Origin of the sequence: Maribacter ulvicola (genome assembly GCF_900155985.1) — a bacterium.
Classification (GTDB): domain Bacteria; phylum Bacteroidota; class Bacteroidia; order Flavobacteriales; family Flavobacteriaceae; genus Maribacter; species Maribacter ulvicola.
In genome coordinates this window covers 99,649-113,324 of sequence record NZ_FTMA01000010.1, presented here as the reverse complement: position 1 = coordinate 113,324, position 13,676 = coordinate 99,649, and the positions used below count along the sequence as shown (strand labels likewise).

The following is a 13,676-nucleotide window of genomic DNA, read 5'->3' as shown; positions in this document are numbered from 1 at the left end:
TTATGCCCATATATTTCTCCTTAATATTTTTTTAAAGTGTGAATGCCAGTTGTTCTTAAAGATACAAGTAAAACCTTTGGTTTGTATATAAAGTGCAAAAATAGACATGGTAGGAAGGTTTAAAAATGACATATATCATTTTCAGCGTTAGTGGCAAGAACTACATTTGATTCTGTTATTACTTAAGAACAGCAAATGCAGAACCAAACAAATACAGATACGAACTCTTTCTTTTTAAGTGAGGAGCGTGCCTTTTTAGATGGTCCACGCAGCAGAGTTAAAGAACTATGGTTTACGTTTAAGGTACAATATCAGTTTATTAGGGCATTTAGGAAATTACATTTTATAGGTCCTTGCGTTACGGTATTTGGATCTGCCCGTTTTAAAGAGGACAATCTGTATTATAAACAAGCTGTAGAAGTAGGTAAAGCATTATCTGAAATGGGCTTTGCAGTAATGACAGGTGGGGGACCAGGAATTATGGAGGCTGCCAATAAAGGGGCTTACCTTAATAATGGCTATTCAATTGGTTGTAATATTATACTGCCTCATGAACAAAAGCCCAACCCATATTTACATAAATGGATTAATATTCCTTATTTCTTCATTAGAAAATTCTTATTGCTCAAGTACTCTTTTGCCTTTGTAGTATTGCCTGGTGGCATTGGTACCTTAGACGAACTTTTTGAGGCAGTTACTTTAATACAGACTAAAATGATACAAGACTTTCCTGTAGTCATTTTTGGAAAAGAATATCATAAAGAATTATACCATCACGTACAGACGATGGCAGAAAATGAAAGTATTTCTAAAAAGGATATGGAATTAATGTTTCTAACCGATTCAGTTGAAGAAATGAAAGAACATCTTAAGGAACATGCGGTCAAAAGATTTAAACTCATTAAAAAACCAATGCGAACCAAGTGGTGGTTTGGTGAAAAAAAGCAAGTTAGGTCTATGTAAGCATAACAAGGGTTCCTAAACTTTTGGTTAAAAAAGTAATGTAACATGTTAAAAATTAATAGTATAAAAGTAATCTTTTTTGTTTTGACAGCTGTGCTCTTAAGTTCTTGTCAATTTAAGAAGGAGAATGATATGGGATCTCTTAAAACTGGTAATACTAGTATGTTATTACCAAGTAAAACAGAGGTGAAGAAGATGAAACACATAGAAATTTTGAAAAATATTAAGGTAGAACGGTATTTTCAATTTATGGATTCTGTGGTTAAAAGATATGATACGCTAGTGCCTTATTCATTATCTGAACATGTATTGGTACGAAATAATCCTTGGATATTGGATACTTTGGCAAATACAGATTACTATAGAATGATAGCAAGAGATTCTTTTGTTTATGACCAAAAGCAGATGATAGTATTGCCAAAAGGGAGTGAGCTAATAATACCTGATTCATTAATTGCATGTAAAATTTTAGAAGAATTTGCAACTACTGAAATTGATGTGAACATACCAGAATATAAACTACGTATCTATCAAGATTCTGTTTTGTTGCATACGTTTCCGGTCAGGGTAGGACAATATAGGGAACGCTATCTAAAGTTTGGAGATCGCGTAACAGATTTAAGGACAAAAACAGGAAAGGGAACAATAGTAAGGCACGCAAAGCATCCAGATTTTTATAATCCCGTAAATGGAAAACGTTTTTATGTTACTAAACGAGACGATGGTAAAACAACCATGATGCCACAAATACCTTGGATAGAAACAGAAATCAATTCTATTAGAAATGGACAGATGATTCATCCTACTACAAATCCAAAAACATTAGGAAGGGCCTATTCAAATGGATGCATTGGGTTGGGAGAAGCAGACGCCTGGGTAGTTTATTATTATGCACCATTAGGAACAAAACTTAGAATTAGATATGATTTAGAAACGTATGATGAAGGAAAGGTTGTTTCAGTGTTTAGAGATGTGTATCACTTAACCCATAATCCATAAAATAAATGTTTCTTAATGCTGAACCCAATTTAGTTTAAAGTGAATTTAAATAATATGAACTAATAATTTTATTAATTTTACTATCGTGAACAAACTGTTTTCCATACTGTTATCATCGATCATCATGCTACAAAGCTTAGGTGTGCATTATGATGATATTGTTCAGTTAGATGAATTGATCGAGCACGCCCAATTTCATAATATGCAATATGGTGATAATGTAATAGTTTTTCTTTCTAAACATTATGGTGAATTGAAAGCAGATCATCAACGCGATCATCAAGAGGAAAAGAAAGATCACGAAAAACTCCCTTTTAATCATAGCGGTGCATCACATATTTCTATTGCCGATGTATTCTTGAATACTTACAAATCAGAATTAAACGAAGTACAAATTTTAGAGAATTCAGACGGTAATTTTTATTACCAAGCACCTTCTTCATCCTTACACTCACAAGGCATTTTACAGCCGCCGCGCGTTTCATAATACAATCAATTTTTTAAATTTTTTTAGTTCATACTCATGTCATTGAGTAGGAGCGATTCACATTGATTTATATGAAAAAATGCTATCAAATATCATTAATTTCAGCTTAAAGAATAAGCTTATTGTTCTTCTATTTACCGTATTTATTATTGGGTACGGTTTATTTGCACTTTCACAAATACCTATTGGTGCTGTGCCAGATGTAACCAATAACCAGGTTCAGGTAATTACTACATCACGTAATTTATCAACCCTAGATATGGAGCAATTTATCACATATCCGGTAGAGTTAGAAATGGCGAATTTACCCGGTGTCAAAGAAATACGTTCGGTATCTAAGTTTGGTTTGTCTGTGGTTACTATCGTTTTTGATGATGATTTAGGCACCTATTTGCCAAGGCAACTTATTGCCGAGAAAATAGCTTCTGCATCAGAGAAGATACCCGCAGGTTTTGGTACTCCACAAATGGGACCTATTACCACCGGACTAGGAGAAATCTATCAATACATATTGGAGGTGAAACCAGCATATAAAAATGAGTATTCCACTACGGAATTGAGAACCATACAAGATTGGATCGTAAAAAGACAATTGTCCGGTATACCAGGTGTAGTTGAGGTGAACACTTGGGGCGGATTTCTAAAACAATACGAAGTGGCCATAAATACCCAAAAGCTAAATGCTATGAATATCACTACAAGTGATGTTTTTAAGGCTTTGGAAACTAATAACAGTGTATCGGGAGGTGGGTATATAGAAAAGGTAAACCAAGCTTTTTTTATTCGTGGAGATGGGTTGGTCTCTTCTCTTGAGGATATCAAGAATATTGTTATTTCTAATAAAGACGGCCTACCCATTTATATTAAAGATATAGCAACTGTTGACTTTGGTAGTGCTGTCCGTTTTGGTGCTATTACAGGTAATGGTGAAGGCGAGAAAGTCTTAGGGCAAGTGATGATGTTGAAAGATGCAAACTCTAAAAAAGTAATAGAAGCGGTTAAAGAACGTATTGCCGAAATTTCCACTTCGTTGCCCAAGGGTGTTTATATTAATCCGTTTTTAGAACGTAGCGAACTTATTGCAAAAACCACCTTTACGGTAAGTGAGAACTTAATTTTAGGATGCCTAATTGTCATTTTTGTAGTGGTATTGTTGTTAGGTAATTTTAGGTCAGGTTTGGTAGTGGGATCTGTAATACCCTTGTGTCTTCTTTTTGCCTTGTCACTTATGTACATATTTGGCGTAGATGCCAATTTAATGAGTTTGGGAGCTATTGATTTTGGTATTATCATAGACGGCGCCGTCATTATTGTAGAGTTTATAGCTTTTGAAATTACGCGAAAACAGCACGAAATAAATGGTTTGCCCAAAGTAGAACAACAACATTTAAAAGATAAGATTACGTTTAACGGTGCATCTAAAATGATGAATTCTGCCATTTTTGGGCAGTTGATCATATTAATTGTTTTTATTCCTATTCTTTCATTAAGTGGTGTAGAAGGTAAAATGTTCAAGCCTATGGCATTGACCTTCAGTTTTGCGTTAGTTGGGGCCATGATTTTATGTTTTACCTATGTTCCCGTAGCGGCATCAGTTTTTCTAAAACCATCAAAGGAATTGGACAAAAATATAGCTGTTCGTTTAATGAAATGGTTGGTCAAGAAATATGAGCCTATTATAAATTGGGCATTGCAAAGTAAAAAAATAGTTTTAGGGGTTGCATCTATGCTACTGATGTTGGCAATATTTTTATACGCAGCTATGGGTAGTGAGTTTGTACCAACGTTAGATGAAGGCGATTTTGTAATACAGCCCGTTTTAAAAACAGGAACTTCATTAAGTAAAACTGTTGAGATTACTACCGAGATCGAGAAAATTTTACTCCATAATTTTCCAGAGGTTCAGCAAGTGGTCACTAGAATAGGTGCTGCCGAAGTGCCCACGGATCCCATGTCAATGGAAGAAAGTGATGTCATTATTAAATTGGCACCCAAAGGGGAGTGGACAAGTGCAAAATCTAAAGACGAGTTAGCCGATAAATTTAAAGAGGCACTAGCCATTATTCCGGGGATGGAGGTAGAATTTACACAACCCATAGAAATGCGTTTTAATGAATTAATTACAGGCGTTAGAGCAGATATAGCTATAAAGATTTTTGGTCCGGATTTAGATGTATTGGCTAAAAAAGGCAATGAGATTGGGGCGTTGATAAAAGATGTTGAAGGAGCTGCAGATATTAGTGTAGAAAAAATAGCCGGTTTGCCCGAAATGAGTGTTGATTATGATCGTGCAAAAATTGCCCGCTTCGGTTTAAATATTCAGGATCTAAATGATATGGTTTCTATGGGTTTTGCCGGTAAAACTGCCGGTAATGTTTTTGAAGGTGAAAAGCGATTTGATGTAGTGGTGCGTTTAGATAAAGCAAAACGACAAGATATTGATGATCTTAAAAACCTGTATGTTGATTTGCCCAACGGAGGAAAAATCCCGTTAAGTGAATTGGCAGATATTACGTATAAAAAAGGTGCGGCAAAAATCTCTAGAGATGATACCCAAAGAAGAACGGTAGTAGGCGTAAATGTCCGTAATCGCGATTTGCAATCAGTTGTAGACGATATTCAGGGATTAATCAATGAAAAGGTAAAATTACCAGCAGGATATACCATCACCTATGGCGGTCAGTTTGAAAATCTACAAAGTGCCCGAGACCGACTATTGATAGCGGTACCTATAGCATTAGCGCTCATTTTTGTGTTGCTATATTTTGCATTTAAATCGGTAAAAGAAGCTCTTATGATCTATTCCGCTATTCCGTTAGCGGCTGTTGGGGGAGTTTTTCTTTTATGGGTACGGGACTTACCGTTCAGTATTTCTGCGGGAGTAGGTTTTATAGCACTTTTTGGTATAGCTGTATTAAATGGTATTGTTCTGATAGAACATTTTAAGGAGTTGAAAAAGAATTCTTTTCATAGTTTAGATGACTTAATAAAACAAGGTGCAAAAGATCGGTTGCGGGCAGTGTTGTTAACAGCATCTGCCGCAGCACTTGGTTTCTTGCCCATGGCAATATCAACCAATGCCGGTGCAGAAGTGCAGCGACCTTTGGCAACGGTGGTTATAGGTGGTCTCTTTACGGCAACTATATTGACTTTGGTAGTTTTACCAGTGCTATATTCTATGTTTGCAAGTCATGACAATTCAAGAAAGCCAATACCAAAAACAACGTTACAAAATGGTATTGTTTTTATAGCATTGCTTATATCTATTGGGACTTCGGCACAAGAATCAAAAAGTCAAAATCTTGATGTATTAATTTCCTTGGCCATTGAAAATAATATGGGTTTAAAAGCCGGTCAGTTGAAAGTTAATGAATCTAAAGCACTAATTTCTAATGCTTTTAGTTTTGATAAAACGCATGTGTATTATGAATACGATGAAAATAATCTTGCCATCAACAATGTGCCATTAAAGGTATTTGGGGTTCAACAAGATTTTCGTTTTCCAACAACTTATTTTTCTGAAAAAAAGGTGAACAACCTACAGGCTGGTTTGGCACAAAGTGAATATGATATTCAGCGTAAGGCGTTAACCAAAGAAGTAACAAGGAGGTATTATGAATATCAAATTGCAAGAGAGAAGGTTAGGGTATATAAACGGTTAGATAGTTTATATGCCAATTTTTCTAAGGTAGCAGCTAGAAAATTTGAATTAGGAGAAACCAATTACTTAGAGAAAATTACGGCGGCCTCTAAACAACGACAAATCAGTTTAGACTATCAGCAAGCCATGCAACATGTAGCAACTATATATGCTAATTTGGTGCAATTAATTCAGGTAGAAGATAGTTTGGTTCTTGCCGAAGAAATGAACTTGAAAATTGTCATACAAGATGTAAACTTAGACGCTAGTCCTGAGTTGGTCTATTATGAAAATAACAGGCAATTGCTGGCTGCAGAAAGCAACTTAGAAAAACAGCAGCTGCTACCAGATATAAGTTTAGCCTATTTTCAGGGATCAAACTCAGAATTGAACAACACTCTTTTTGGTTATCAATTAGGACTCAAGATTCCGCTATTCTTCAGTGGAAATACTTCTAGGATTAAGGCATCTAAAATTGCAAAAGAAAGAGCGGTAACGGAGTCGGTCGCATATAAAATTCAAATAAAGTCCAAACAATATATTTTAACACAACAAATTGTACAAATTCAAAACTCATTAAATTATTATGAGAACGAAGGCGCAGAACTGGCAGACGAAATATTGAAGACCGCCAACATTAGCTTTAAAAATGGGGAGATAGATTTCTATCAATACCTACAAAGTTTAGAAAGCGCATATGATATAAAATTGGGATATCTAGATCAGCTAAAAGCGTATAACGAAACTGCTGCAGACATTAATTTCATAACATTATAAATAGGGCATCATGCAAAAATATATATACAACATAACAACGATTTTCATTTTCGCAATTATTTTAAGTTGTGGAAATCAGGAAAACAAAACGAATGATAGCACCGCATTAGAAGCTAATACAGATGACCGTATTAAAATTACTCAACAACAATTCAACCAAAGTAAAATGAGTTTGGGTAAAATGGCAGAAAGTGATTTTCCGGTAATAGTAACAACAGCGGGCATGATAGATGTGCCACCGGAAAATAGGGCGGTAGTGAGTGCTACCATGGGCGGTTATATTAAGACTACCCCTTTATTGGTCGGTGATAAGGTCCGTAAAGGGCAATTATTGGTAACAATAGAAAATCCGGAGTTTGTAACCTTACAACAACAGTATATGGAGGTTAATGGGCAGTTAAGTTATTTAAAAGCAGAATACGAGCGTCAGCAAACAATGGTAGCGGAAAACATTAGTTCTCAGAAAAGCTTTTTAAAAGCAGAGAGCGATTACAATACTGGGATAGCAAGATATAACGGACTCAAAAAACAATTGAGAATGCTACACATATCACCCGATCAAGTAGAAAAGGGTAATATAAATTCAGTAGCCACTATTTATGCCCCAATTGGCGGTAGTATAACAAGTGTAAATATTTCAAAAGGTACGTATGTTTCTCCCGCTACCTCAATCATGGAGATTATTAATAATGATCATATACACCTAGAACTTTCGGTTTTTGAAAAAGATATCATGAAAATAGAAAAAGGACAGGTAGTGGAATTTAGAATTCCAGAAGCTTCTAAAGAAACCTATAGGGCAGAGGTCTATTTGGTAGGTACATCAATAGGTCAAAATAGGACGATAAAGGTCCATGCACATATAGAGAATGAAGAACAGGCTAATTTTCTTACCGGTATGTTTGTTGAAGCAAATATCATTATAGAAAAATCAACACAGATTTCGTTACCTTCAGATGCTATTGTAGAGGTAAATAATGAGTCGTTTGTGCTCCTATTAGAGGAGAGAAAAGGAGACATTTATTATTTTAAGCAAATACCTGTCAACATCTTGGGTAGTTATGAAAATAAGAGTTGGGTCAGTAATTCATCGACTTTTAAACAAGAAACACAATTTTTAACCAAAGGTGCGTTTAGCCTGATAGGAGAGTAGTTTAAAAGAGAGTATAGAATTAGAGCGTAAGTATATGTATTAAATCATTATAGGTCGGTCAAATAAAAAAAGGATGAAGAAATTTATAGTGTTTATGTTGCTTTCTGTGCTAGGCTTGGGTTCTGCAACGGCCCAAGAATGGCATACAGATTTTACGGAAGCCAGTTCTATTGCTACTTCAGAAAATAAGCCATTAATAATAGTGTTTCAAGGATCAGATTGGTGTGCGCCATGTATTAAGTTAGATAGAGCCGTGTGGTCTACCAATGAGTTTAAAGAATATGCTGAAAAGCATTACGTAATGCTGCAAGCAGATTTTCCAAGAAGAAAGAGGAATGCGTTACCAAAAGAGCAATTGAATAAAAATAAAGCCTTGGCAGAAAAGTACAATAGGCAAGGTATATTCCCATTTGTTGTAGTGATGAATGCGGATGGAAAAGTATATGGAGCAACCAGTTATAAAAAACGTTCACCAAAAGAATACATTGCTGAATTAAATGCTTTCATAAAATAGCTTGAAGAAACTACTTCTCATACTAATGCTATGTGTTGTTGGGCAACTATTTGCCCAACAACCATATAAGCGCACCATTAAATTAATGGGTAGCCGTTTTGATATTACTGTCGTAGCTAAAGATCCTGTTGAAGGAAATTCGTATATTAGTTTGGCTATCAATGAAATAGCAAGAATAGAGAAGTTGATTTCTTCTTGGGATTTAAATTCACAGACATCGGAAATTAATAGAAATGCAGGAGTGAAACCTGTAAAAGTTAATGCAGAATTGTTCAATTTGATACAAAGGGGAATTGGCATTTCTAAGCTAACAGACGGTGCTTTTGATATCAGTTATGCATCTATGGATAAAATCTGGAAGTTTGATGGTAGTATGACTGCAATGCCAACAGAAGCTACGATAAAAACATCTGTTTCTAAAGTAGGTTATCAAAATATCATATTAGATAAAGAAAACCGTACGGTCTTCCTGAAGTTAGTAGGTATGAAAATTGGTTTTGGAGCCATTGGCAAGGGCTATGCAGCAGATAGGGCAAAAGAGTTGTTAAAATCTAAAGGCGTAGTAGCGGGCATCATAAATGCATCTGGTGACATGAATACCTGGGGAAAACAACCTAATGGTAAAGAGTGGCAGGTGGCCATTACCAACCCTATGGATAAGAATAAGGTCTTTGCTTTGTTACCAATAACCAATGGGGCAGTGGTTACTTCAGGAAACTATGAAAAGTACGTTACCTTCAAGGATACAAGGTTTTCCCATATCATTGATCCTCGTAGTGGTTACCCTGTAACAGGTATTATTAGCGTTACCGTTTTTGCTCCCAAAGCAGAATTGGCAGATGCCTTGGCAACATCGGTATTTGTCATGGGAAAAGAAGTTGGACTGAACCGAATAGAACAGTTGCCGAATATAGCGTGTATTATCATAGACGATAAAGGCAACATCTTTACATCAAAAAATATTGAAATATCAAAATCATGATAAAGAAAGTTTTAATAGTGGCTTTATTGGCAACTTTTGGTAGTAGCTGTACAGTGTTGAAGGAGTATGATAAAATGAATATTAACGACCCGGATATGACATTGCAGGATAAACAATGCGATAGAAACGTTAGTACCATGCATTCTTATAGAGAGGCGGCAGTTGGCGCTAATGGTGGTAGAACAGGTGGTGGTTGCGGTTGTAATTAATGAAAAAGATGAAACAAATGAACAGTTATAAATCACGGCTATTAATTGCGGCGCTTTTCCTTTGTAGTATAGGTTATGCTCAGCAAAACCAAGATGCATCTACCTCATATAAGAAAAGGGTGCTAGAAAACACGGAGATAGATATTTTGAGCAGTTATTATGCACAGGATGGAGATAATGCGGCGGTAAGTGGAGGTTTGGGTAGTGAAGAGTTAACTGATGTAACGGGTACTATCGTGGTGTCTGTACCGCTGAGCGATGACGATGTTCTAACTATAGATGCCGGGGTTTCTGCGTATACTTCTGCATCCTCTAGTAATGTTGATCCATTTGATGGTGATGAACCAGCGGATCCTTTTGTAGCAAGCTCAGGGGCATCTCGATCAGATGTATGGACAAATTTGACAGGCTCATATAGTCATAGTTCAGAAGATAGAAATACCATTGTCTCAGGTAAATTATCGCTATCATCGGAATATGATTATTTTTCTTTTGGTTTTGGCGGTGGATTAACAAAATTGTTCAATGAAAAGAATACAGAACTTCGTATAAATGCAAATATGTTTTTAGACACTTGGACAGCTATTTATCCTACCGAATTACGCCCTTTTGCAAGTGGTGCAAATGGTCTGGAGAACGGATTTTTTTCCAACAAAACCATAACAGGTAATAGCGACTATACTCCTACTTTTGAGAAGTTTACAGATGAAACAAGAAATTCATATTCGGTAGGGTTGGGGTTTTCTCAAATTCTTAGTAAGAACCTTCAGGGGTCTTTGGCTTTGGATTTTGTGCAGCAAGAAGGGTTGCTGAGCACACCATTTCAGAGGATATATTTTGCAGATGTTGCGGACTCGTTTGTTCAGAATTTTCAATTAGCAGATGCTATAGAGCAATTACCCAATACCCGTTTTAAGGTAGCTGCAGGCGGCAGATTAAATTGGTATGTAAACGAGACTTTTGTTTTGCGTACGTACTACCGATATTATTTTGATGATTGGGGAATAAACTCCCACACCGCAAGTGTAGAACTGCCTATTAAATTATCCAATAGGTTTACGGTTTACCCATCTTACAGATATTATATGCAAAGCAAAGCAGATTATTTTTACAAGTTTGAAGAAGCATTGTCTACGGAAAATTTTTATACTTCTGATTATGACCTATCTAAATATTCGGCAAATCAATTTGGAATGGGAGTATCGTACACAGATATTTTCACAAAAATGCATATGTGGAAATTTGGTCTAAAAAGTATTGATCTGAAATACTATAAATATGATAGGAACACTACTTTTAGTTCCGGCATCATCACTGCTGGGTTTAAGTTTGTAATGGACTAGTTTGTAATACACTTAAAAAATAGGAGTCTTTGAACCATTTTTTATGTTTAAGACTAAAAATGGTTCTATATGAGCCAATTCAAATAGCTAACTTTTAAGTCTATTTTAATGATAATTTTTTACAGTGATGGAATTAAAAAAAGAATATGACCTTATTTGTGTTGGCGCAGGTATCATGAGCGCAACTTTGGCATTATTGGTAAAACAATTAAAACCAGATCTTAAAGTGCTGATTGTTGAACGATTAGATAAGGTGGCACAGGAAAGTTCTGCTGCATGGAACAATGCCGGCACTGGACACTCTGCTTTATGTGAATTAAATTACGCACCAGAAAATGAAGATGGGACAATAGAAATAAAAAAGGCAATTGACATTTGTACCCAATTTGAAACTTCTAAGCAATACTGGTCTTATTTGGTGGAAGAAGGTTTAATTAAAGATCCTAGATCATTCATTACTCCCGTGCCGCATCATAGTTGGGTAAAAGGGAAAGATAATGCCAATTATCTTCAAAATAGGTATAAAGCTTTCAAAGAACATTTTATGTTCGATTCTATTGAGTTTACCACAGAAATTGCAAAGATGAAAGAGTGGTTTCCGTTAATGATGCACGGTAGAACGGAAGATGAGGTTATGGCAGCTTCTAGAATAGATAGAGGAACAGAAATGAATTATGGCTCGCTAACAGCGCAATTATTTGATATCCTAGAAAAAGAGTATGATACCAAAGTACTATTCAATACTGAAGTAGAAGATGTTGACCCTGATCAGGATGAAGAGTGGTTGGTGAAAATGGAAAATCTTAAAACGGGAAAGAAAAGTACTGTAGATGCAGAGCACGTTTTTATAGGCGCTGGTGGTGGTAGCTTATTGCTATTGCAAAAAGTAGAAATAGAAGAAAAAGATGGTTATGGTGGCTTTCCTGTAAGCGGTGAGTGGTTGGTATGTAAAAATAAAGATATAATTGATCAGCATAATGCAAAGGTGTATAGTAAAGCGGGTATGGGTGATCCACCAATGTCGGTACCGCATTTAGATACACGTTATATTAACGGAAAAAGAGAATTGTTGTTTGGACCGTTTGCAGGATTTAGTCCTAAGTTTTTAAAAGAAGGTTCATATTTAGATTTGTTCAAGTCTATCAACTTCAATAATATACCAGCTATGTGGGGTGTATTTTGGCATAATCTACCATTGACAAAATATTTGATAGAACAAGTGGCCATGAGTTTTGATGATCGAATGAAATCGCTCCGAGAATTCGTTAAAGATGCCAAGAACGAAGATTGGGAGATAGTAGTTGCAGGCCAGCGGGTTCAGACCATTAAGAAAGATGATTTTGAAGGAGGGTCGTTAGAGTTTGGTACACAGGTAGTAAGTAGTGAAGATGGTAGAATTACCTGTCTATTAGGTGCGTCACCAGGGGCATCCACTTCTGTAAGAATAATGTTAGATGTGCTTGATAAAATATATCCTGAATTAATAACATCAAAAACAGGGAAAACACAATTGAATAAAATGGTTCCTTTTTATAAGAAAAAGATCACTAAAAATATGTTTGATACAGAGCTTAAAAGAGTTACCAGAATTCTTGAATTATAATCGCGCCATTTTATTTAAGTCAATTTTATGCTTATTATCACTAAATCAGTACAATAAAAATACAGTACTTGCATTACCCTTTTTTCAGTACACAAACCATAAACAAAAGATGCGAGTTAGATTATTTTTATTTTTTTTCATCACATATAGCATTGCCTCACATGCGCAATTAAGTGATTTAGCGCGCCTAGATTTTACATATATACCCAATAAAGGATCAGATGTGGAATATACGAGGTCACGTTTTCTCTTCAATTATCCTTTAAAACTCAACAAAGAAGGACAGTATTTGTTTTTAGGGGTAGATTATAGTAATGTTCACCTGAGGTTTAAAGATGATATGTTGCCTTTTGATAGGGAGTTATTAAATGATTTTAAACTTTTAGATTTCACTATTGGATTTACAAAACCCTTAAAAAAAGGATGGAGATTAGGAGTGAGATTTCAACCGGGTATAAGTACTAATAATGCTGCTAAAACTTTAAATGCGAATGATTTGGTGTTTTCAGGAGATGTGGTTTTTATTAAGAAATTTGAAAACTATACAGATAAACCTTCTCGTTTAATACTTGGTTTATCTTATTCTCAAAATAGGGGGTACGTATTTCCGCTACCATTCATTAGCTATTATGAGAAATTTAGACCAGATTGGTCATTTAATATTGGTATTCCTAAGACTAATTTACAATATCATCTATCAGATAGGCATCGTTTTAAATTATACGCACAATTAGATGGTTTTACTTCAAATATTCAAAATGGCGCTTTGGTGAACGGTAATGAATACGCTGAACTAATAAACATGTCTTTGGTCAACGGTGGTTTGCAATATGAGTTTCATTTTACCGATCACTTACAATTAGATTTACGCGCCGCATATAATTTTAATCTAAATAATAAATTAAAAGATGGTAGAAATAACACCTTGCTTACTATAGACAATGATTCTAGAAGTTATTTTAGGGCAGTATTAAGGTTTAAAATATAATTAAGGCTATATATTAAA

11 protein-coding genes are annotated in these 13,676 nt (G+C 35.3%); all 11 read left to right on the top strand.

The genetic code is table 11. The annotated features are described in order from the left end of the window. Positions 1-195 precede the first annotated feature (195 nt). The 11 genes from BW936_RS17955 to BW936_RS17905 all read left to right on the top strand — a co-directional run bounded on the left by BW936_RS17955 (position 196) and on the right by BW936_RS17905 (position 13,658). A complete protein-coding gene (locus tag BW936_RS17955; RefSeq protein ID WP_076550952.1) occupies positions 196-963 on the top strand; it encodes an LOG family protein in 768 nt (255 codons plus the stop codon). Positions 964-1,008: 45 nt separating this feature from the next. Then, a complete protein-coding gene (locus tag BW936_RS17950; protein WP_076550950.1) occupies positions 1,009-1,962 on the top strand; it encodes a L,D-transpeptidase in 954 nt (317 codons plus the stop codon). Between the two features lie 85 nt (positions 1,963-2,047). Next, positions 2,048-2,449 carry a hypothetical protein gene (locus tag BW936_RS17945; RefSeq protein ID WP_076550948.1) on the top strand — a complete coding sequence of 134 codons (402 nt, stop codon included), beginning with the start codon at positions 2,048-2,050 and terminating at the stop codon, positions 2,447-2,449. 79 nt (positions 2,450-2,528) lie between these two features. Continuing rightward, positions 2,529-6,866 carry a CusA/CzcA family heavy metal efflux RND transporter gene (locus BW936_RS17940; RefSeq protein WP_076550946.1) on the top strand — a complete coding sequence of 1,446 codons (4,338 nt, stop codon included), beginning with the start codon at positions 2,529-2,531 and terminating at the stop codon, positions 6,864-6,866. Positions 6,867-6,876: 10 nt separating this feature from the next. Next, positions 6,877-8,019 carry an efflux RND transporter periplasmic adaptor subunit gene (locus BW936_RS17935; RefSeq protein ID WP_076550944.1) on the top strand — a complete coding sequence of 381 codons (1,143 nt, stop codon included), beginning with the start codon at positions 6,877-6,879 and terminating at the stop codon, positions 8,017-8,019. Positions 8,020-8,092: 73 nt separating this feature from the next. After that, entirely contained in the window at positions 8,093-8,533 is a 441-nt protein-coding gene (locus BW936_RS17930) for a thioredoxin family protein (protein WP_076550942.1), read from the top strand. Between the two features lie 25 nt (positions 8,534-8,558). Continuing rightward, complete coding sequence (locus tag BW936_RS17925) at positions 8,559-9,515, top strand: FAD:protein FMN transferase (RefSeq protein WP_084182135.1); 957 nt, start codon at positions 8,559-8,561, stop codon at positions 9,513-9,515. Next, the gene (locus BW936_RS17920; protein ID WP_076550938.1) at positions 9,512-9,724 is read left to right on the top strand and encodes a DUF4266 domain-containing protein; all 213 of its coding nucleotides are present in this window, start codon (positions 9,512-9,514) and stop codon (positions 9,722-9,724) included. Before BW936_RS17925 ends, BW936_RS17920 begins: the two co-directional genes overlap by 4 nt. A gap of 17 nt (positions 9,725-9,741) precedes the next feature. After that, complete coding sequence (locus BW936_RS17915) at positions 9,742-11,067, top strand: DUF3570 domain-containing protein (RefSeq protein ID WP_244156268.1); 1,326 nt, start codon at positions 9,742-9,744, stop codon at positions 11,065-11,067. A gap of 127 nt (positions 11,068-11,194) precedes the next feature. Further along, positions 11,195-12,670, top strand: coding sequence for a malate dehydrogenase (quinone) (mqo, locus tag BW936_RS17910; protein WP_076550934.1), 1,476 nt, complete (start codon positions 11,195-11,197; stop codon positions 12,668-12,670). Between the two features lie 109 nt (positions 12,671-12,779). Further along, positions 12,780-13,658, top strand: coding sequence for a DUF6268 family outer membrane beta-barrel protein (locus BW936_RS17905; protein ID WP_143744218.1), 879 nt, complete (start codon positions 12,780-12,782; stop codon positions 13,656-13,658). Positions 13,659-13,676 lie beyond the last annotated feature (18 nt).

Bases quoted from the DNA above. Each gene is read 5' to 3' on its own strand.
- BW936_RS17915 (WP_244156268.1), top strand. From the start codon at position 9,742: ATGAACAGTTATAAATCACGGCTATTAATTGCGGCGCTTTTCCTTTGT.
- BW936_RS17920 (WP_076550938.1), top strand. From the start codon at position 9,512: ATGATAAAGAAAGTTTTAATAGTGGCTTTATTGGCAACTTTTGGTAGT.
- BW936_RS17935 (WP_076550944.1), top strand. From the start codon at position 6,877: ATGCAAAAATATATATACAACATAACAACGATTTTCATTTTCGCAATT.
- BW936_RS17905 (WP_143744218.1), top strand. From the start codon at position 12,780: ATGCGAGTTAGATTATTTTTATTTTTTTTCATCACATATAGCATTGCC.
- mqo (WP_076550934.1), top strand. From the start codon at position 11,195: ATGGAATTAAAAAAAGAATATGACCTTATTTGTGTTGGCGCAGGTATC.
- BW936_RS17940 (WP_076550946.1), top strand. From the start codon at position 2,529: ATGCTATCAAATATCATTAATTTCAGCTTAAAGAATAAGCTTATTGTT.
- BW936_RS17925 (WP_084182135.1), top strand. From the start codon at position 8,559: ATGCTATGTGTTGTTGGGCAACTATTTGCCCAACAACCATATAAGCGC.
- BW936_RS17930 (WP_076550942.1), top strand. From the start codon at position 8,093: ATGAAGAAATTTATAGTGTTTATGTTGCTTTCTGTGCTAGGCTTGGGT.
- BW936_RS17955 (WP_076550952.1), top strand. From the start codon at position 196: ATGCAGAACCAAACAAATACAGATACGAACTCTTTCTTTTTAAGTGAG.
- BW936_RS17950 (WP_076550950.1), top strand. From the start codon at position 1,009: ATGTTAAAAATTAATAGTATAAAAGTAATCTTTTTTGTTTTGACAGCT.